The sequence below is a fragment of the Tenacibaculum finnmarkense genomovar ulcerans genome, from assembly GCF_900239495.1.
GTDB classification, from domain to species: Bacteria; Bacteroidota; Bacteroidia; order Flavobacteriales; family Flavobacteriaceae; genus Polaribacter; species Polaribacter ulcerans.
Map to the genome: position 1 here is coordinate 63,721 of NZ_OENE01000013.1, position 18,477 is coordinate 82,197.

Annotated in this window: 16 protein-coding genes; 3 read left to right on the top strand and 13 right to left on the bottom strand. The window is 30.9% G+C overall.

What is annotated here, in order from left to right; all coding sequences use genetic code 11:
* Positions 1 to 567 precede the first annotated feature (567 nt).
* Complete coding sequence (locus DPIF8902391_RS04600; protein WP_172505159.1) at positions 568 to 1,269, top strand: pseudouridine synthase; 702 nt, start codon at positions 568 to 570, stop codon at positions 1,267 to 1,269.
* A gap of 75 nt (positions 1,270 to 1,344) precedes the next feature.
* On the opposite strand, the gene DPIF8902391_RS04605 is transcribed toward DPIF8902391_RS04600, so the two are convergent.
* From DPIF8902391_RS04605 to DPIF8902391_RS04660, 12 genes are all read right to left on the bottom strand, one after another.
* Positions 1,345 to 1,824, bottom strand: coding sequence for an Lrp/AsnC family transcriptional regulator (locus DPIF8902391_RS04605; RefSeq protein ID WP_172505160.1), 480 nt, complete (start codon positions 1,822 to 1,824; stop codon positions 1,345 to 1,347).
* 38 nt (positions 1,825 to 1,862) lie between these two features.
* Positions 1,863 to 2,912 (bottom strand): M14 family zinc carboxypeptidase, encoded by a 1,050-nt coding sequence (locus tag DPIF8902391_RS04610; RefSeq protein ID WP_172505161.1) that lies wholly within the window; start codon positions 2,910 to 2,912, stop codon positions 1,863 to 1,865.
* Positions 2,913 to 2,961: 49 nt separating this feature from the next.
* Positions 2,962 to 4,428 (bottom strand): aminotransferase class V-fold PLP-dependent enzyme, encoded by a 1,467-nt coding sequence (locus tag DPIF8902391_RS04615; protein WP_172505162.1) that lies wholly within the window; start codon positions 4,426 to 4,428, stop codon positions 2,962 to 2,964.
* A gap of 249 nt (positions 4,429 to 4,677) precedes the next feature.
* Positions 4,678 to 5,565 (bottom strand): hypothetical protein, encoded by an 888-nt coding sequence (locus DPIF8902391_RS04620; protein ID WP_242037288.1) that lies wholly within the window; start codon positions 5,563 to 5,565, stop codon positions 4,678 to 4,680.
* 47 nt (positions 5,566 to 5,612) lie between these two features.
* Positions 5,613 to 7,016 carry a phosphoglucosamine mutase gene (gene glmM, locus DPIF8902391_RS04625; RefSeq protein WP_172505163.1) on the bottom strand — a complete coding sequence of 468 codons (1,404 nt, stop codon included), beginning with the start codon at positions 7,014 to 7,016 and terminating at the stop codon, positions 5,613 to 5,615.
* Between the two features lie 230 nt (positions 7,017 to 7,246).
* A complete protein-coding gene (gene rpsA / locus DPIF8902391_RS04630) occupies positions 7,247 to 9,022 on the bottom strand; it encodes a 30S ribosomal protein S1 (protein ID WP_101915238.1) in 1,776 nt (591 codons plus the stop codon).
* A 1,261-nt stretch (positions 9,023 to 10,283) separates the two neighbouring features.
* A complete protein-coding gene (locus DPIF8902391_RS04635; protein ID WP_172505164.1) occupies positions 10,284 to 10,832 on the bottom strand; it encodes a hypothetical protein in 549 nt (182 codons plus the stop codon).
* Between the two features lie 114 nt (positions 10,833 to 10,946).
* Positions 10,947 to 11,603: an IMPACT family protein gene (locus DPIF8902391_RS04640; RefSeq protein ID WP_198912935.1), complete on the bottom strand. Its 657-nt coding sequence runs from the start codon at positions 11,601 to 11,603 to the stop codon at positions 10,947 to 10,949.
* A 52-nt stretch (positions 11,604 to 11,655) separates the two neighbouring features.
* Positions 11,656 to 12,573 carry an EamA family transporter gene (locus DPIF8902391_RS04645; RefSeq protein ID WP_101903741.1) on the bottom strand — a complete coding sequence of 306 codons (918 nt, stop codon included), beginning with the start codon at positions 12,571 to 12,573 and terminating at the stop codon, positions 11,656 to 11,658.
* 79 nt (positions 12,574 to 12,652) lie between these two features.
* Entirely contained in the window at positions 12,653 to 13,273 is a 621-nt protein-coding gene (locus DPIF8902391_RS04650; protein ID WP_172505165.1) for an HAD-IA family hydrolase, read from the bottom strand.
* 36 nt (positions 13,274 to 13,309) lie between these two features.
* Entirely contained in the window at positions 13,310 to 14,407 is a 1,098-nt protein-coding gene (ribD, locus tag DPIF8902391_RS04655; protein WP_198912934.1) for a bifunctional diaminohydroxyphosphoribosylaminopyrimidine deaminase/5-amino-6-(5-phosphoribosylamino)uracil reductase RibD, read from the bottom strand.
* Positions 14,408 to 14,431: 24 nt separating this feature from the next.
* Entirely contained in the window at positions 14,432 to 14,905 is a 474-nt protein-coding gene (locus DPIF8902391_RS04660; protein ID WP_058885041.1) for an LEA type 2 family protein, read from the bottom strand.
* 186 nt (positions 14,906 to 15,091) lie between these two features.
* On the opposite strand from DPIF8902391_RS04660, the gene prmC reads away from it, so the two are divergent.
* Complete coding sequence (gene prmC / locus DPIF8902391_RS04665; protein ID WP_172505166.1) at positions 15,092 to 16,003, top strand: peptide chain release factor N(5)-glutamine methyltransferase; 912 nt, start codon at positions 15,092 to 15,094, stop codon at positions 16,001 to 16,003.
* Positions 16,004 to 16,252: 249 nt separating this feature from the next.
* Here prmC and DPIF8902391_RS04670 read toward each other — a convergent pair whose 3' ends face one another.
* Complete coding sequence (locus DPIF8902391_RS04670; protein ID WP_058885043.1) at positions 16,253 to 17,122, bottom strand: outer membrane beta-barrel protein; 870 nt, start codon at positions 17,120 to 17,122, stop codon at positions 16,253 to 16,255.
* 138 nt (positions 17,123 to 17,260) lie between these two features.
* Between DPIF8902391_RS04670 and DPIF8902391_RS04675 the strand changes: the two genes are divergently transcribed.
* Positions 17,261 to 18,463, top strand: coding sequence for a THUMP-like domain-containing protein (locus tag DPIF8902391_RS04675; protein ID WP_172505167.1), 1,203 nt, complete (start codon positions 17,261 to 17,263; stop codon positions 18,461 to 18,463).
* Positions 18,464 to 18,477: the final 14 nt, after the last annotated feature.

An 18,477-nucleotide genomic window follows, 5' to 3' on the forward strand; every position in this document is an offset into this window, starting at 1 on the left:
TCTTGATGTAAGACAGACAGATGATAAAAACATAATATTTGCTTTGCTCTAAAAGACTATTTTATTTTTAGGTAATATTAATATGAATGAAATAAATCTTTTTTAGACGGATTAAGATTTGATACCAAAAACTATAATATAATATAATTTAAAATTAATTAATTTTTATCTATAATAATTATATTATATCACATATATAATATACCACCTCTATACTCTATATACGTGTCCTATAATTAATATTATGTTAAATAGAGTTTATTAATATTAATTAAGAGATATAAATAATTGACGGATTTAATTAAACGCTATCTTCAATCTTCATATCTCTTCTTCCCCCTTATGTTTTTTTTCTTCGTTTTTATATATGTAGAAAATTCGAAATCGATATTATTTCAGGGTTTGCCTTTTTTCCATTTTATTACCTGTACCTGTGTATCATCATTAAAATCATTAAACAAAAGCTTTTATTTTTTTGCGCTTGCTTTTCTTGTTTAAATGATTATTTTACTTTTTTTTAATTCAAGTAATTAATTTCAATAAATAAAACACTAAAAACAAACACTCATGAACCTTACTGTTCTTTTTGAAGATGACTATATAATTTGTGTATCTAAACCGAATAACGTTGTTGTTCATCACGCCTACCACTCTAGAAATGTTTCTGAAGAAGAATCATTATTGCAATTGTTATTTAATCAATTTGGAGCTAAATTTTACCCGATACATCGTTTAGATAGAAAAACTTCAGGGATTATATTACTTGCAAAAGAAACGAAACATGTATCTAAATTTCAAGAGTTATTTACCAATAACGAAATTCAGAAAACATATTATGGAATTGTTAGAGGACATTCTCCTGAGCAAAAAGTCATTGATTCACCAGTTAAAGGACGTGATTCTGACGTTTATAAAGAAGCTGAAACACATTTAACAACCGTTGCAACTGTTGTTGTTGATATCCCTGTAAAACCTTACGATAGCTCAAGATACAGCTTAATTGAAATGAAACCTACAACGGGCAGATTACATCAATTACGTATTCATACAAATAAAATTAGCCATCCGCTTATTGGCGATCCTAAATATGGTGATAAAAATCACAATACGATGTTTATTAATAATTTTAATTGTGAAAACCTATTTTTACACGCCTATTCTCTTGAATTTACACATCCTTTTTCAAAAGAAAAACTAGTGATAAAAGCAGCTTTACCAAACGATTGGAATACTATTTTTAAACGATTTGAATGGGTTTTAAGTAGTTAATAGTAACATGTTTAGAATAAAAAAAGGGCTACATTTATATGTAGCCCTTTTTTGTTTTAAATTATAATTTATAATTTAAATGTCTTGAAAAATAGCGTGCATTAAACGTTTTTTGTCATTAATACTTTCCTCTAGAGAAATCATTGTTTCCGTACGATTAACCCCATTAATATCATCTATTCTGTAGATAATATCTTTAGCATCATTCGTGCTTTTAGCTCTTACCTTACAAAAGATATTGTATTTACCTGCAGTTACATAAGCAACTGTTACGTTCGGTATTAAGCGTAAATTTTCTAAAACGTGTTGCGTTATAGACGACTTCTCTAAATATACTCCAACATGTGCTATGAAGGTGTATCCCATTTTATCGTAATTCAAGGATAATGTTGAACCTTGAATAATGCCTTCATCTTCCATTTTCTTAACACGCACATGAATAGTACCAGCCGATACTAATAATTTCTTTGCAATGTCGGTAAAAGGTGTTCGGGCATTCTCGATTAAAATGTCTAAAATTTGATGATCAATTTCATCTAGTACAAACTTTTTCATTCTTTTTTTTTCTGATAGTATCACTAAAATACAGTTTTTTAAAGTAATTCTTCTTTGTGTGCGATATTTGAAGATAAATCTCCTTCTTTTTCTTTTATTAAAGATAGTGCAAATTTACCGTTTTCTACTTTCTCTACATACTGAAAAGCCACATCTTTTTTATTTTTTTCTGATCGATAAATAACATCATAGAAGTTCTTGATATTGTTTGGAATAGAAAAATAATCTAAATGTGATGTAAAGTTTTTTTCTGTAGCTACATGATAAATTCCCTGTAAAAGCGCGTAAAAATTGTATTTACGCACCGTTTCCCGCTCATAATCGTCAGGATAATGTCCTGCTTCAATCAATATAGTGTTGTGTCCTAATTTTTGAAAATTATCCCCTGTTGCTGTTGGATAAAATTCATCGGTATAACGCCCGATATGATTTGGTATTAATTTTTGTAACAAAGTATTCATTGCTACAATTACATTCATGGTCTGCTCCCGTCCTTTTGTTAGTTTACGCGTAATTTCTTCGGATGGTGCTAAAAATGAAATCGTTGCGGGGTTTTTAGTTCCTTCTACACCAAAAATGGTTCTTTGGTCGTGCAGGTTAAAGCAAAATTGAGGCTTTACGGTATCTAAAATTTCACGCAACAATTTACTTTCTTTAGCTTCTAAAGCTACCGCATCCCTGTTTAAATCTACATCGTTTGCATTTACACGCGTGTATGCCTCAGCGCCATCAGGATTTAGCATTGGGATAATTGTAATATCGCAATTATTTAAAATTGAATTTACAATTTCGGTATTTTTATAGGCTTTTATATATTTTAAGAAATCAAACACTGCTTTTGTTCCAGTACTTTCATTTCCGTGCATCTGGCTCCAAATAAGTATTTTTATTTTTCCTGAACCTAATTTTAATTGATAAATAGCCTTGCCTTGCTCCGATTCGCCTATTTTTTTTGATGCAATAGCAGTGTCTAAATCGTCATAAAGTGGCTCAATATCATTCAAAGTAATGTATCTGCCCGATATTTTACGTTGTTTTATTGTTGTTAAATAGTTTTCTTCTAAAAAATCAGTATTTAATAAATTCATTTCAAGCTCAAGTTTTTTATTACAAGATTACCACAATTACCACAGTAAACTACAAAGTAAACCAATCAGCAATTAATTCTTTTTCTATTGATTTTGCAGAAATATGCGTATAATCATTTTTAAGACTATCGTACTGATACTCTTTTGCCCATGTTTCAATATTATTGGTCAAGCTGATTAATGAATCGCAGATAAATTTAACCTCATCATCAGTAACCGTAGGATGTATAGATAAACGAACCCAACCAGGTTTATCAGTATTACAACCTTCTAAAATTTGATCTTTAATTTTATTAGACGTATTTTGATTTACATTTAACAAGAAATGTCCGTAAGTTCCTGCGCATGAGCAACCTCCTCTTGTTTGAATACCAAAACGATCATTTAACAATTTTACCACCAAGTTGAAATGGTATTTTTCGTAATAAAAAGAAAAAATACTCAATCTGTCTTTATGATTTGGTGCTAATATTTTTACACCCTCTAAACTCTCTAAACACTCAAAAATAACAGGATTTATAGCATCTTCACGCTGTTTTATTTTATCCGTAGTCATTTTATCTTTCACTTTTATTGCCAACGCAATTTTAATGGTTTGTAAAAAAGCAGGAGTTCCGCCATCTTCACGAGTTTCCACATCATCAAAATAATCATGCCCGCCCCAAGGATTTGTGTAACTTACCGTTCCGCCACCAGGATTATCAGGAATCATATTTTTATACAATTTCTTATTAAAAATCAATACGCCAGAAGTTCCAGGACCTCCTAAAAATTTATGAGGCGAAAAGAAAATAGCATCTAAATATTCATCTTCTTTCTTCGGATGCATATCTATATCAACATAAGGCGCAGAACAAGCGAAATCAACAAAACACAAACCGCCATATTTATGAATTAAAGAAGCTACTTTATGATATTCGGTTTTAATTCCTGTTACATTTGAACCTGCACTAATAGAGGCTATTTTAATCGGTCTGTCGGCATATTTCTTAATTTCTTCTTCAAAAATATCTAGACAAATAAGCCCCTGATCATTACAAGGAACAACCACTACCTCAGCAATAGTTTCTATCCAAGAAGTTTGGTTTGAATGATGCTCCATATGACTTACAAAAACAATAGGGCGTTTTTGCTCAGGAACTTGCGTATGTTCCTTTAAGTTTTCAGAAACCTTTAAACCTAAAATTCGTTGAAATTTATTGACGACTCCTGTCATTCCTGAACCTTCGGTAATTAAAACATCATCTTTAGAGGCGTTTACATGGTGTTTAATAATATTTCGAGCTTGGTTATAAGCTAAAGTCATTGCAGCCCCTGCTGTTGAGGTTTCGGTGTGTGTATTGGCAACAAAAGGCCCGAAAGTGTTTAAAAGTTGTTTTTCTATCGGATAATATAAACGCCCGCTGGCTGTCCAATCGGCATAAATCATTTTTTGTATTCCGTAAGGTGATTCATAAGTTTGATTAATACCTACGATATTCTTTTTAAACGGACTGAAATAGTTTTCTAAACTCATAAAATTACATAAATTAGGCTGTTTTACATAATTATTGTTTTATTATGTAATAAGATGTATATAAAATATAAATTTAATTTTTTACATCAAAACAACCTAAAAATTATATGTAATTAACTTTTTTCTAACTTTTGTAAAAAATTAGTGCTCTTTTAAAGCCTTTAAAAATTTAAGAAAACTAAAAAGTGCCGTTAATTCTTAAGATATAAGATTAACGGCACTTTTTATTTAGTTTGATAGTTTGTTTTTTTACAATCTAAACTTTCCTCCTACTAAAATAGTTTTCTGTAAAAAGAAGAAATTTTGCGAAGCACTATCGGCAGCATTGCTTGTTGTTTTAACATCAGGCATATAAATATGTCCACCTTTTAAATCTGCTTGTACGTAAAAGTGTTTTAAGAAGGAGATATTTACACCCGCCACAACAGAAGCTCCGTATCCTGATAAATGAAAAGAATCATTTCTGTCTTTCCCTAATAATTTTGAATTTGTCTTCGGATATAAAATCCCCATACCAAAACCTTCTGTTAGGTTAATTTGTAAGTTTTCAAGATTCAAACCAAACCAATGACTTACATCATCAAAACGTTTTAATTCTACGTTTACGTAATTTAAACCATCAGTGTGTTCGAAACGTAAAAAATCGTCTGCTAAATTAATAGTTTCATTATTGTAGGTTCCGTCGTATTTTGCATTTCTATCATTAATATTTCCATTAATTTTAACGTCTTGATCATTGATCATTACATACTTCATGTGATCAACCCCAATAGAAACCGTATAGTTCTCGTTAAAGAAATACCCAATTCTATAATTTGTTTGCGGAATCGTAATTCTCCCAGGATTAAAATAATCATAAAAAGAAAATGTTGTTTGCCTATCCTGCGCTTTTACATCCGATAGGGTAAAATCATAATTATCACCTTTAAAATGAATATCAGAATCGGTGTAACTTGCCCAATTCCATCCCCAATAAGCAAAAAACTTTCCTTTATTACTTACTTTCTTTTTTTGGATGATAAATTTTTCGCTATTATCATCCTCTCTATTTTCTTGCTTACCTTGCTCCTGTCCTATTACTAATGATGAGGTTGCCGCCATCATTAATAAACTCAAACTAATTGTTCTTAATTTCAACTTTATTATTTATATTTATGTGTTGCTGTACTGTGTTCTTAAACGTATTATTTGATAATTTCTTGAATTTCTGTTATAAATCTTTCAGCAAGTGCATCCGCATTTTCTTGACTATTACTTTCTGTATAAATTCTGATAATCGGCTCCGTATTCGATTTACGTAAATGAACCCATTGTTTTTCGAAATCAATTTTTACACCATCAATTGTGTTAACGTCTTCATTTTGATATTTTAAAGTCATTTTTGATAAAACCTGATCAACATCAATTTTCGGAGTTAATTGAATTTTGTTTTTGCTCATAAAATAACTTGGATACGAATCTCTTAATGCTGAACAAGATATTTTCTTTTTCGCTAAATGCGATAAAAACAACGCAACACCAACTAAAGAATCTCTACCGTAATGCGAAGCAGGGTAAATAATTCCTCCATTTCCTTCACCACCGATTACAGTATCGGTATCTTTCATCATTTGAACTACGTTTACTTCACCAACTGCCGAAGCTGTATAAATTCCACCATGTTTTTCAGTAACATCACGTAAAGCTCTTGATGATGATAAATTAGAAACTGTATTTCCTCCGCCTAATTTACCTAATACGTAATCCGCACAAGCAACTAACGTATATTCTTCGCCAAACATAGAACCATCTTCTGATATTAAAGCTAAACGGTCAACATCAGGATCCACAACAATTCCTAAATCGGCTTTCTTTTTAACTACTAATTTAGAGATATCGGTTAAATTCTCTTTCAAAGGTTCAGGATTATGAGGGAACTCACCATTTGGCTCACAATATAATTCGATACATTTAACGCCTAATTCCTTTAATAAAGCAGGAATAAAAATCCCTCCAGTAGAATTAACACCATCAACCACCACTTTGAACTTTGCTTTTTTAATGGCTTTTACATCGACTAAATCTAAGTTTAAAACTTCTTTGATATGTTTCTTTAAATAACGCTTATTCTTTCTGTAACTTCCTAATTCATCAACGGCAGCAAATGTAAAATCTTCATTCTCTGCTAAAGCTAAAATCTCTTCTCCATCTGCGCCGTTTAAAAACTCTCCTTTTTCATTTAATAACTTTAAAGCGTTCCATTGCTTCGGATTATGAGAAGCTGTTAAAATAATTCCACCGTGTGCTTTTTCTAAAGGAACAGCGATTTCCACCGTTGGGGTTGTCGATAAACCTAAATCAACAACATTAATTCCTAAACCAACTAAAGTGTTCGCTACTAAGTTGCTAATCATTTTACCAGAGATACGAGCATCTCTACCAATAACGACTTTTATTTTCGTATTATTTTTTTGAGCTGTAGGATTTCTTTTGATGATAAAAGCTCCGTAAGCTGCTGCAAATTTAACAGCATCTAATGGGGTAAGGTTTTCACTAGGCTTTCCTCCTATTGTTCCTCTAATTCCTGATATAGATTTTATAAGTGTCATAGTATATTTTAAATTTTAGTACAAATATAACGGTAATTTCATAAATTAATAAGAATAGGTTTGAATACATCTTCGATTTATGGATGTTTTTACTCTTCTATAATTTAGACCTCACAGGTTTTTAAAACCTGTGAGGTCTTGGTGTCTGGTCTGCTTTTTATTTTAAAAAAATAAGCATAAAAAAACCCGCTACTTTCGTAACGGGTTTTAAGATTTATGATAAAGAAATATTATTTCCCTTCCATTTTTCTTTTTAATTCAGCTAATCCACCAATATCTCCTAAAGTAGTTTTTTCTACGTCAGCAGCTTTTTTAGCAGCAGCCTTGATGTTTTTCTTTTCTTCTTCTTTGAAAAGAGAAGTATGAGAAACAACAATTCTTCTGTATTCTTTACTAAATTCAGTAACGATGAACTTTACAGCATCACCTTTTTCTAATTTAGAACCGTCTTCTTTTTCTAAGAAACGAGTTGGAGCGAATGCTTCGATACCATCTGCAAAAGTTACAGTTGCACCTTTATCATTCTTTTCCTTGATAGAACCTTCGTGAGTAGATCCGATTGCATACGTAGCTTCATGAGCATCCCAAGGGTTATCTTGAGTTTGCTTATGACCTAAGTTTAACTTACGGTTCTCAACGTCTAATTCTAATACTTGAACTTCTAATTTATCACCAACAGTAACAAAATCAGAAGGATGTTTAATTTTCTTAGTCCAAGATAAATCAGAGATATAAACTAATCCGTCAATTCCTTCTTCTAATTCAACAAACACACCAAAGTTAGTATAGTTACGTACAGTACCAGTATGCTTAGAGTTTACAGGGTACTTAGTAGTAATATCAGTCCAAGGATCTGGATGTAATTGCTTCATACCAAGAGACATTTTACGGTCTTCACGGTCTAAAGTTAAAATTTGAGCTTCAACCTCATCACCAACTTTTACGAAATCTTGCGCAGAACGTAAGTGAGTAGACCAAGACATTTCAGAAACGTGAATTAAACCTTCAACACCTTCTTCAACCTCTACAAAAGCACCATAATCAGCTAAAACAACAACTTTTCCTTTAACTTTATCACCAACTTTTAAATCAGTATTTAAAGCTTCCCAAGGATGAGAAGATAATTGTTTTAAACCTAATTGAATTCTAGATTTGTTATCGTCAAAGTCTAAAATTACAACATTTAATTTCTGATCTAATTCAACAACCTCATTCGGGTGGTTAATACGAGACCAAGATAAATCAGTAATATGAACTAAACCGTCAACACCACCTAAATCAACAAAGACACCATAAGAAGTAATGTTTTTAACAACACCTTCTAATACTTGTCCTTTTTCTAATTGACCGATGATTTCTTTCTTCTGATCTTCTAAATCAGCTTCAATTAACGCTTTATGCGATACTACTACGTTTTTAAATTCGTGGTTGATTTTCACAACTTTGAATTCCATAGTTTTCTCTACATACTGATCGTAATCACGGATAGGCTTCACATCAATTTGAGATCCTGGTAAGAAAGCTTCAATACCAAATACATCAACGATCATACCTCCACGAGTTCTACACTTAACAAAACCGTTAACGATTTCACCAGTTTCATGTGCATTATTAACACGTTCCCATGCTTTAATAACACGTGCTTTTTTGTGAGATAATACTAATTGACCAGAAGCATCTTCTCTTTTGTCAACTAATACCTCAACACTATCTCCAAGTTTTAAACCTGGATTGTAACGGAATTCGTTTAAAGAAATAACTCCTTCAGATTTAGAGTTGATATCGATAATTGCATCTCTATCAGTAATTCTTGTAACGGTTCCTTCGATAACATCACGTTCGTTTACGAAACCTACTGTTCCTTCTAACGCTTTTTCGAATTCTTTTAATTTAGATTCATCAACTTCATCAATACCTTCTTCGTATTTATGCCAGTTAAATGTTGCTAAAAATTCTGCTGGGTTTACTGTTACTGCCTCAGCAGCTGTGTTTTTTTCTTCAGACATGTCTGAACTAGTTTTTGTATCTTTCTATTGATCAGATTCTTAGCGATACCAATATAAAAGAGAATTAAAATATAAATTTGTTTGCTACCTTTGTTAAATCTGTTCTCGTAAAAAGGCGTGCAAATTTACGATGTTTTATTTTAATAACCTATAATTAAAGGGCTAATGTCTTTCTTGTTTTGATAGTTCATCATAAAAACGAAGCTAAAAGTTACGTTTTTTATCATTTATATAGTATTCTAATAGTATTCTATATTTACAGAAACACAGTATAACTTTAAAGGAAGGCTAAATTAATAGTAATAAAACTCGAATATTATTTAAACGTTTATTTCTTTTATTTATTGCGTTTTTTGTCTTTTATTGTTATATTCTTATTTAAGTAAGCTTTTAATTATCATTTTTAAAATACCCTCCCGAGGCGAGTTGCGAATTTCGTAATATTTATGTAATGTATGTGTTGTGTTTGTAAATTATGCTGAAGATGGATGGATGCTGAAGACGGATAGCAATCCGTCTTTACTTCGCGGTTTTAAATACCTCATCCCAAAAAACAGTATAAAACCCATTGAAAACTGTTTGTTGTGAATAGTAAAGAAGATTTCTTTGCTGTTTTTATATTCACATTCTTCTTTACATTTAAATGCGTGATTACGCCGTAAAGCCAGTTAAAAACAAGAAACACGATAACACGATAAAGCTATATAGGTTAAATGAAAACACAATAGAAACGATTGTTAATAGCAAACCGAAAAACACTGCTTCCCAAAGTGACATATAATACAAACTCACCGCATTGAATTCAATGTATGTTCGTGGTGTTTTGCATGAAGCTTATTTAAGTAAGGTATATTATGAGAACACCAATGTAAAACATACATTAAAAAGTCCATCAATATGAAAAGCGCTATAAATGATATTAAAAAATTATCCGAAGAAAAAGTTATGATATCTATTTGCCATAATATATAACCAGGAATTGCAATAAGAATGTTTATCAATAATATTAGTAAAGAATAAAGCACTTCTTTTTTAGAAGTGCTTGTGTCGTGTTTATTTCGCTTATCCCAAAATTTACTGATGATGATATTAAACACATACCCTATTATATTTGAAAGTATCAGTAATGAGAAAAATATAATAGAGTTTTTCATGATGATATTATGATATTTGTGTTTTCGTTGTTTTCGTTCGTAGAGACAGATTGCAATCTGTCTCTACCGCATATCACGGTACGTATATATTGTACCGTCGTTTATTTTTATTTAAACGATAATGATTTGAAAATTAAATCGGCATCTGCTTGGTATTTTTTTTGATATTTTTCTTCGGAAGAATACGTAAACGTATAATAACTTCCTTTTACTTCAAAAAAGAATCTTATTGTGTCGTAATCTACCGAATTCCAATCGTGTTTATAGTGCTGTACGTAGGTTGTACCAAACCTAGTTTGATGTTTAGTTACTTCTTGGAGCGATACTTCTTTTTGCGTAAAATGATGATTAATATAATCTTCTGTAACTTTTTGAAGTGTTATTTTTTCGCTTCCTATTTTTTTAGGCGTAATATTAAATATTCGAACGGTATTTTTATAAAAGATAGCGCCTAGATTTTTAGGTGTATATGTTACAAAATCATGATCGGGAACTGATTTCCAAGATTCGGGAAGTTTTACCGTGTAATTTTGAGCGTTCCTGTATGTTTTTATTTCTGCTTGAGTTAGATGATGAATTTTAGGTTTATTAGCGCCACAACTGGTTAATAGTAATGTTAAAGCTAAACATTTTAAAAAAGATGTTTTAATTTTCATAGAATTTCAATTTTTTATTTTACAAATATTCTCTCTGTCCAAATGGACAGACGCAAACTTTACAAATATTCTCTCTGTCCAAATGGACAGACGCAAACGGATAGCAATCCGTTTCTACGTATCTTGTTCATCCATTCTTTTAATATTAACCTTAAACAGATTATCAAAAATATCAAAGACTATTTGTGCGTCTTTTTTACGAACCGATATTATATATTCACAATCCATTTCTAATTTTTGCGCTGTGATATTTAAATTTCGTTCTTTAACAACACGCTGTACTTTATTCATCATATCGTAACCAAAGTTTAATTGATATTCAATATCGATTGTTTTTTCTTTGATATCAGAAGCTTCTAAAGCAATTTTTGCTGAGGTTCTGTAAGCGTTTATCAATCCGCCTACGCCTAGTTTTGTTCCGCCAAAATAACGAACAGACACAATTAATATGTTTGTCACGTCAAAAGCTTGAATTTGCCCATAAATAGGCATTCCTGCCGAGTTACTTGGTTCTCCGTCATCGTTTGCTCTAAAACGCATTTTTTCTGCTTCAATTCCAAATTGCCAAGCGTAGCAAAAATGACGTGCTGTATGATGTTTTTTTCGTAATCCTTCTATTGCTTCTTTAACCTGTTCTTCGGATGATACAGGAAAAGCATATCCGAAGAATTTACTATTTCTATCTTTAAAAAGAGTTTCTTCGGATAAAACATCAATTGTTTTATAGGTATCTTTAATTTTATTTTGGTCTGTGTTATTTATATCACTCATATTATTTTCTGCTGCTTTACTCTCTTTTTGTTTGTATTGTAATGTCTGTAGATTATGCCGATGCGACTACTAAAATACTAATAACTGCCAATCCGATACCTATCCAATTCTTTTTAACGAGTTTTTCTTTAAAGAATAGCAATGCGAAAATAGTTGTTAAAATAACGACCGATACATTGTTTATGGTAAATAATGTTGAACTTTCTAAACCTTCTGTTTTTAGGGCTTTTATTAAAAATGCCATCGAATAATAATTCGGAATCCCTAAAACAATTCCGCCAATAATATTTTTAATAATTTGTTTCCCTTTTTGTTCTGTTTCTTGTTTTCTTTGGATGCTTTTTATTTTTTTATCTAAAATTGAAGCTTTTAAAACTTGTAAAGCCATAAAAAAACATCCGAAGATAAATGCACAGCCAAAAATAGTGGCTAAAAACATCGGGATAGCACTTTTAGAAACATAGGAAATTTCCATATACTTTAGCAAGGTGTCAATACATCCTGAACCTAAAAACAACAAAATCGGATATTTTAAGTCTTTTAAATTCACCGAAGCGGTATCGCTTTTTGCCGATGCTAAATATACTGATGTTAAAGCTAATAAAACACCTATTATTTTGATAAAACCAATACTTTCATCGTATAAAAAAACGCCAAAAATAATCGGAATTGTTACAGACATCTTCCCTGCTACTGAGGCAACGGCTAAGCCGTTTTTTTGGGCGGTAATTCCCATTACATTAAATATTGCGATAAATAATATCCCTAAAATAAACGCACCAATAAACCATGATTGCTGAGGTATTTGCAAAAGAGTTGTGCTGGTTTCTGAATTATAAAACCCAAATAAAAATGCGATTAAATAATTGACAACAATTGCCTGTGCGGTGTTTATTTTAAAAGTTGAAAATAATTTGAAAATTACAAATAACGAACTTGCAATTAAAATACTGATAATAAGGTAGATCATTTTTTTATTAGTAGATAATAGATAGAATATTAGAATCTGGTGACTGGTGAACTCATGCTGAATTTATTTGAGCATCGCATCAAAATGATAAAAAAGGATAACTTAATAAGGAAACTACATCTTCTTTTCCTGGCGTTAAATTCCAAACGTTAATCCCTAATTTTTTAGCTGAATCGGTATTTTCTTTTAAATCATCTACAAAAAGCGTTTCTGAAGCTATTAAATTATTTTCATTTAACACAAACTCGTAAATAGTAGCGTTTGGTTTTCTAAAATTTATTTCATGCGATAAATAAAATTGTTCAAAGCAGCTTTTAAACTCTTGGTATAATTCTGCTCCCCAATTATTTTGAATCCATGAAATATGTAAATCGTTGGTGTTGCTTAATAAAAACAAACGGTATTTTTTTGATGCCGCTAATTCTTTTAAAAACGCCAATCTATTTTTTGGAAAATCTAACAAAATAGCATTCCAAGCATTTACCAAATCGGCAGGGCTTATCTGTGGAAATTTCGTTTGATAAAAAGCGATAAATTCATCCGTAGAAATTAAACCCATTTCATAACGGTAATAGGTTTGCATCATATCTTCAGAAAAATTTGTAACCCCAAGTTTCGCCATTTCTTTGTGTGTTGCTTGTTTGTCTAGGTTGATGAAAATATCACCAAAATCGAAAATTATATTTTTTATGGTATTCATTTTTTTTATGTTTTTTATATGTATAATGTAATGTATTTATCGCGTTTGTGTGTTTTCAAAAATTCTCAAAACATCGCTTGCGATGTTTTGTTTTTTTAGCAGTATTTTTTCTGCGGATAACCTAGGCGCTTCCACCCCATTTTTAAAGAATGTTTCGCCTACAAAAACCTGTGCTTCATCCCATAAATTGGCATCAATAAAAGTTTGCAGCGTTTGCGCTCCGCCTTCAATTAAAACCGATTGAATTTGATGTTTTTGTAAAACACTACATATTTGTTCCGCTACGCGGGATGAAAAATCAATTTTTTCTAAAACCTCAACTTGCTCTTTTACTTTATTTATTTTTGTTGCTTTATCTACTAAAACAAGTGTTTTTACTTTTTCATCAAAAACCGTTAAATTCGATGGAATTCGTAAATTTTTATCCAATACAACTCTCACAGGATTATTTCCAGCCCAATGCCGAACATCTAAAGACGGATTATCGGCAATAACCGTATTTGTTCCTACCAAAATTGCCTGTTCTTGGCTTCGTATTTTATGAACCAATTGTTGCGAATAGCTATTAGAAATCCAAACAGGTTGCTGTGCATCTCTTTTTAGCGGAGCGATAAAACCATCGGCAGTTTCTGCCCATTTCAAAACAATAAACGGGCGTTTTTTATTTTGAACCGTAAAAAATCGTTTATGATGTTTTTTACATTCATCTTCTAAAACGCCAACGGTTACGTTAATTCCTGCGTTTTGTAAACGTTCGATGCCTTTTCCTGACACTAAACTGTTCGTGTCAACACAACCGATCACAACTTTTGGGATGTGGTGCTTTACAATTAAATCGGCACAAGGCGGTGTTTTTCCAAAATGAGCACAAGGTTCTAGGGTTACATAAATAGTCGCCTCTTTTAAAAGCGTTTTATCTTTTACCGAATTTATAGCATTTACCTCTGCATGATTTCCGCCGTAGGCGCTTGTAAACCCCTCGCCTATAATGGTGTTTTTATAAACGATAACTGCCCCAACTGACGGATTTGGACGTGCAGTTCCAATACCATTTTTAGCGAGCTGTAAACAGCGTTTTATATATTTTTCGTTTTCGGTGATTTCTGTGGTGTTTTGGTTTTGTTGCTGTATCAAAATTTAATAAATAAGTTTTAAAAGTTAAAAGTTGATTTTAATTTCTTCGGTTTTATCGATCGTGTATATGTGAGAAAAACCTAAAACCTTGTAACGTAAATCGCCTTTAAACTGCACTTTTACGCTTTTATTTAATAGCGAATTTAACAAACCTCCTAAAATTCCGTTTTTATTGTTTTGGAATACTTCTTTCGTTGAAATTGCTACTTTTAAAGGAATCGCAAATTCTTTACGTGCCGGTACTTTAAATTCTTCGGAGCAAACATGTGCTAATTGCGTTCCGTTTACCAATACTTTAATTTTATCTGTGGATAATTTTCCGCCAATATCATTTGGATTCTTAAAAAAAGCATTGGCTTTTAATCGAATGGTATCCGAAGCAACTGAAAGTACTTTAATATCATCAATTTTTAAAAACAGCGGCTTTTTTTTAATAGCACAGCTTGTAATACAGAAACTACTTATTACGATACTTGTGAAAAATATAAATTTATTCATTTTGATTTTCTTTTTATTATTTCACAAAAATAAGTTTCTTTGCTTTAATTGAATCTGCGAAGCAGAATTTATTTTGTTTCTGATAAAGATGAGGTTTTTTTACTTTTTGTTTATCTCTAAACAACTAACCAAGCATCTTCATTTTTTAATAAGATTCTTTACTCTTTTATCCTTTAAAATAATTTAATGAAATTACACGATTTAAAAATTGATTTTACAGCGCAATTATCTGGAATTTATCCGCAAACGGAAATTGATACTTTTTTCTTTTATCTGATAGAAGAATATTTAGATTTTCAACGAATAGATGTATTGATGAAAGCTGATTTTGAAATTACCGATTCAAAACAAGTTTTATTTAACAGCGCTATTCAACGATTAAAAAAACAAGAACCGATTCAATATATTTTAGGAAACACTGAATTTTATGGATTTCCTTTTTTGGTGAATAAAAACACATTAATTCCTCGCCCAGAAACCGAGCAATTAGTCGAATGGATTTTAGAAGAAATTTCTGATATTAAAAACTCACAACATTCACAATATGATGAGGTTTTAAAACCCCGCAGTATTTTAGAAATTGGCACAGGAACGGGTTGCATTCCTATCAGTTTAAAAAAGCATTTAGCTGATTTTGATATTTCGGCAATCGATGTTTCTAAAGAAGCTTTAAAAATTGCCAAAGAAAACGCAAAACAAAATACTGTTGAAATTAATTTTATCGCTCAAGATATTTTAAAAGCAGATACTTTGAATTTTATTTCTTCTTCTAATTCAAGCGATATCTGTTTTGATATTATTGTTTCGAATCCGCCTTATGTTCGAGAGTTGGAAAAGGCAGAAATCAAAAATAATGTATTAGAAAACGAACCGCATTTGGCGTTGTTTGTTTCAGATGATAATCCTCTTATCTTCTACAATAAAATTGCCGATTTAGCAAAACTACATTTAACTAAAAATGGATTGTTGTTTTTTGAAATTAATCAATACTTAGCCAAAGAAACTGTAGCGATGTTAGCTGAAAAAGGGTTTAAAAGTATCGAACTAAAAAAAGATTTTGTAGGAAACGACAGAATGATAAAAGCAAGTCTTTTTTAATAGTCGATTTTAATTCGAGTCTGTCAAATCGAAAACATCAAATCAAACTGTCTGAATCGAACTACGTCTGAATCTCCATCTCGAACTACGTCAAGCTCTGAATTTATTTCAGCTTCGCATCCTGATTTGCCATAGTTTTTTAGTTTAATTTCTTTTTGATATCACATAAAAAAAACGAGTATCTTTTTAAGGATACTCGTTTTTTTTTAATTTTTTAACTAAAAAAAATCAAGAAAATTTTAAAGCTTCTTATTTTCTTTTATTAAAAGTATAAGTAAATCCAAAGTTAAATCCCCAAGAAGAATAAGGAACCGTTTGTGATAATTGCTTTGTCGCTAAAGGATTTTGTTGTGCTTGTGCATTTTCAACTAAAGTTAATGAATCTTCGTAAGAAATTTTATCATTAATTAAAGGCGATAATGCTCCTAAACCTGTTCCAACTGTTTTTAATAATGCCTCTCTAGAAACATTGTTACCATTTAAAGTTGCTGAAAAATCACCTATTTCAGACGTATTTCTAGTAACGCTTATCCCTAAGTATTCCGCTTCTGCAAAAACTGATAAATTTTTAAGAATTTCATGTTTATAACCAATTGCACCAATAAATCCTAAAGGAAACTTCCCTTTAAAATCTCTAGTAAAATCAATTTCTAAAGGAATTGTTGTTCCTACTGGAGTTGGTAAAGCTGTTTTAACCTTTCCTACAACTTCTGTTTTTCCACCAATTTTAGTTAACACTCCTGCACGTCCGTAAAAATGCTCTGTAATGTTATATACTGTTGATAAAGACAAACCGAAAGCTCTACCTCTAGCTTTTACATCAACATAAGGTTGTCCTGGTACCTCAACAAGCATTGCTGTTTGATCTGCGCCATGTAAATACCCTGCTGCTGCTTCAATTCCCCATTTATCATTAAAGAAATAACCTGCTCTAACCTGTGTATGTGTTCCTTCTCCGTAACTTCCGTAGGTATTCTCTACACCGCTAAGGCTTGTTTTAGTTCCCATTTTAGATTCAACTGCCTTAAAAGAATATCCGCTACTTGCTGATACATAAACTTGTGCACTTGCAGAAAGCGATGCAAACATTATAATTGCTGCTAAAATTTTTTTATTCATGTTTTTGGTTTTTAATTATAAATAATAGGGTAAAACTATAAAATAAAATGGATAGAGAACAATATTTATTAAAAATATCCCTCTTTTTTTTTATTTTCGCATTTTTAATGCTTTAAAAAAGTTAAAACACAAAAATTATTGAATACTACAATCTTACATGAAAATGTACAGCAATTTATAAGCGAAAATTTACAGTCAAATATTACCAAGCTAATTTTAAAAGGTAGTCCGTTTAAAAATATTACAATACAAGAATTATCTAATCAGATTGTTAGCAAAATAAAGGCCAAGGATAAACTGCCTAATTGGTTTTTAACAAATGACATTTATTACCCAGCTAAAATTAGTATTGAGCAAACTTCTTCTGAAGAAACCGCTATTTATAAAAAGAATTTATTGAGTAGCTTATTAAGTAAATCGAGTGCCCAACTATTAATTGATATTACTGGTGGCTTTGGTGTTGACGCTTTTTATTTTTCAAAATATTTTAAGCAAGTTATTCATGCTGAAATTAACAAAGAACTTTCTGAAATTGTTACTTATAATTATCAGCAATTAGCGGTTAAAAATATTCAAACAGTTGCCACAAATGGCTTGGGTTATTTAAAAGAAACTCCACAAAAATTTGATTGCATTTACATAGACCCTTCTCGTAGAGATGATGTTAAAGGAAAGGTTTTTTTATTAAAAGATTGCTTGCCAAACGTACCTGAAAATATTGATTTTTTATTCACAAAATCAGATACTATATTAATTAAAAATTCACCAATGCTTGATATTACAGCAACCTTAAACGAATTAAAATTTGTTAAAGAAATTCATGTTGTTGCGGTAAATAACGAAGTAAAAGAATTGCTTTTTTTACTAAATTTAAAATCTAATCAGTTAATTGAGGTAAAAACAGTTAACATACTGAGAAATAGCATTCAAGAGTTTGGTTTTTTCATTAATGAAAATCATAAAATAACCTATAGTAATACTTTAGATTACCTGTATGAACCCAATGCTGCTATTTTAAAATCAGGAGGTTTTAATGAAGTAGCAAAAGCATATAATGTAGCTAAATTACAGCAGCACTCACATCTCTACACCTCTAAAGAAATACTTGTTGATTTTCCTGGAAGAATTTTTAAAGTCATAGCTGTTTATCCTTATAATAAGAAAAAAATAAAAAAGGAATTAACCATGTTAAAAGCGAATATTACTACTCGAAATTTTCCAAAAACAGTGGCGCAAATAAGAGCAGAAACAAAATTAAAAGACGGTGGCGATGTGTACTTATTTTTCACAACAAATAGCAGTAATGAACGTATTGTAATTCAGTGTTCTAAAACAGTATAAAAACCACTGCTGTT

Bases quoted from the DNA above. Each gene is read 5' to 3' on its own strand.
- DPIF8902391_RS04600 (WP_172505159.1), top strand. From the start codon at position 568: ATGAACCTTACTGTTCTTTTTGAAGATGACTATATAATTTGTGTATCT.
- DPIF8902391_RS04605 (WP_172505160.1), bottom strand. From the start codon at position 1,824: ATGAAAAAGTTTGTACTAGATGAAATTGATCATCAAATTTTAGACATT.
- DPIF8902391_RS04610 (WP_172505161.1), bottom strand. From the start codon at position 2,912: ATGAATTTATTAAATACTGATTTTTTAGAAGAAAACTATTTAACAACA.
- DPIF8902391_RS04615 (WP_172505162.1), bottom strand. From the start codon at position 4,428: ATGAGTTTAGAAAACTATTTCAGTCCGTTTAAAAAGAATATCGTAGGT.
- glmM (WP_172505163.1), bottom strand. From the start codon at position 7,016: ATGACACTTATAAAATCTATATCAGGAATTAGAGGAACAATAGGAGGA.
- rpsA (WP_101915238.1), bottom strand. From the start codon at position 9,022: ATGTCTGAAGAAAAAAACACAGCTGCTGAGGCAGTAACAGTAAACCCA.
- DPIF8902391_RS04635 (WP_172505164.1), bottom strand. From the start codon at position 10,832: ATGAAAATTAAAACATCTTTTTTAAAATGTTTAGCTTTAACATTACTA.
- DPIF8902391_RS04640 (WP_198912935.1), bottom strand. From the start codon at position 11,603: ATGAGTGATATAAATAACACAGACCAAAATAAAATTAAAGATACCTAT.
- DPIF8902391_RS04645 (WP_101903741.1), bottom strand. From the start codon at position 12,573: ATGATCTACCTTATTATCAGTATTTTAATTGCAAGTTCGTTATTTGTA.
- DPIF8902391_RS04650 (WP_172505165.1), bottom strand. From the start codon at position 13,273: ATGAATACCATAAAAAATATAATTTTCGATTTTGGTGATATTTTCATC.
- DPIF8902391_RS04660 (WP_058885041.1), bottom strand. From the start codon at position 14,905: ATGAATAAATTTATATTTTTCACAAGTATCGTAATAAGTAGTTTCTGT.
- prmC (WP_172505166.1), top strand. From the start codon at position 15,092: ATGAAATTACACGATTTAAAAATTGATTTTACAGCGCAATTATCTGGA.
- DPIF8902391_RS04670 (WP_058885043.1), bottom strand. From the start codon at position 17,122: ATGAATAAAAAAATTTTAGCAGCAATTATAATGTTTGCATCGCTTTCT.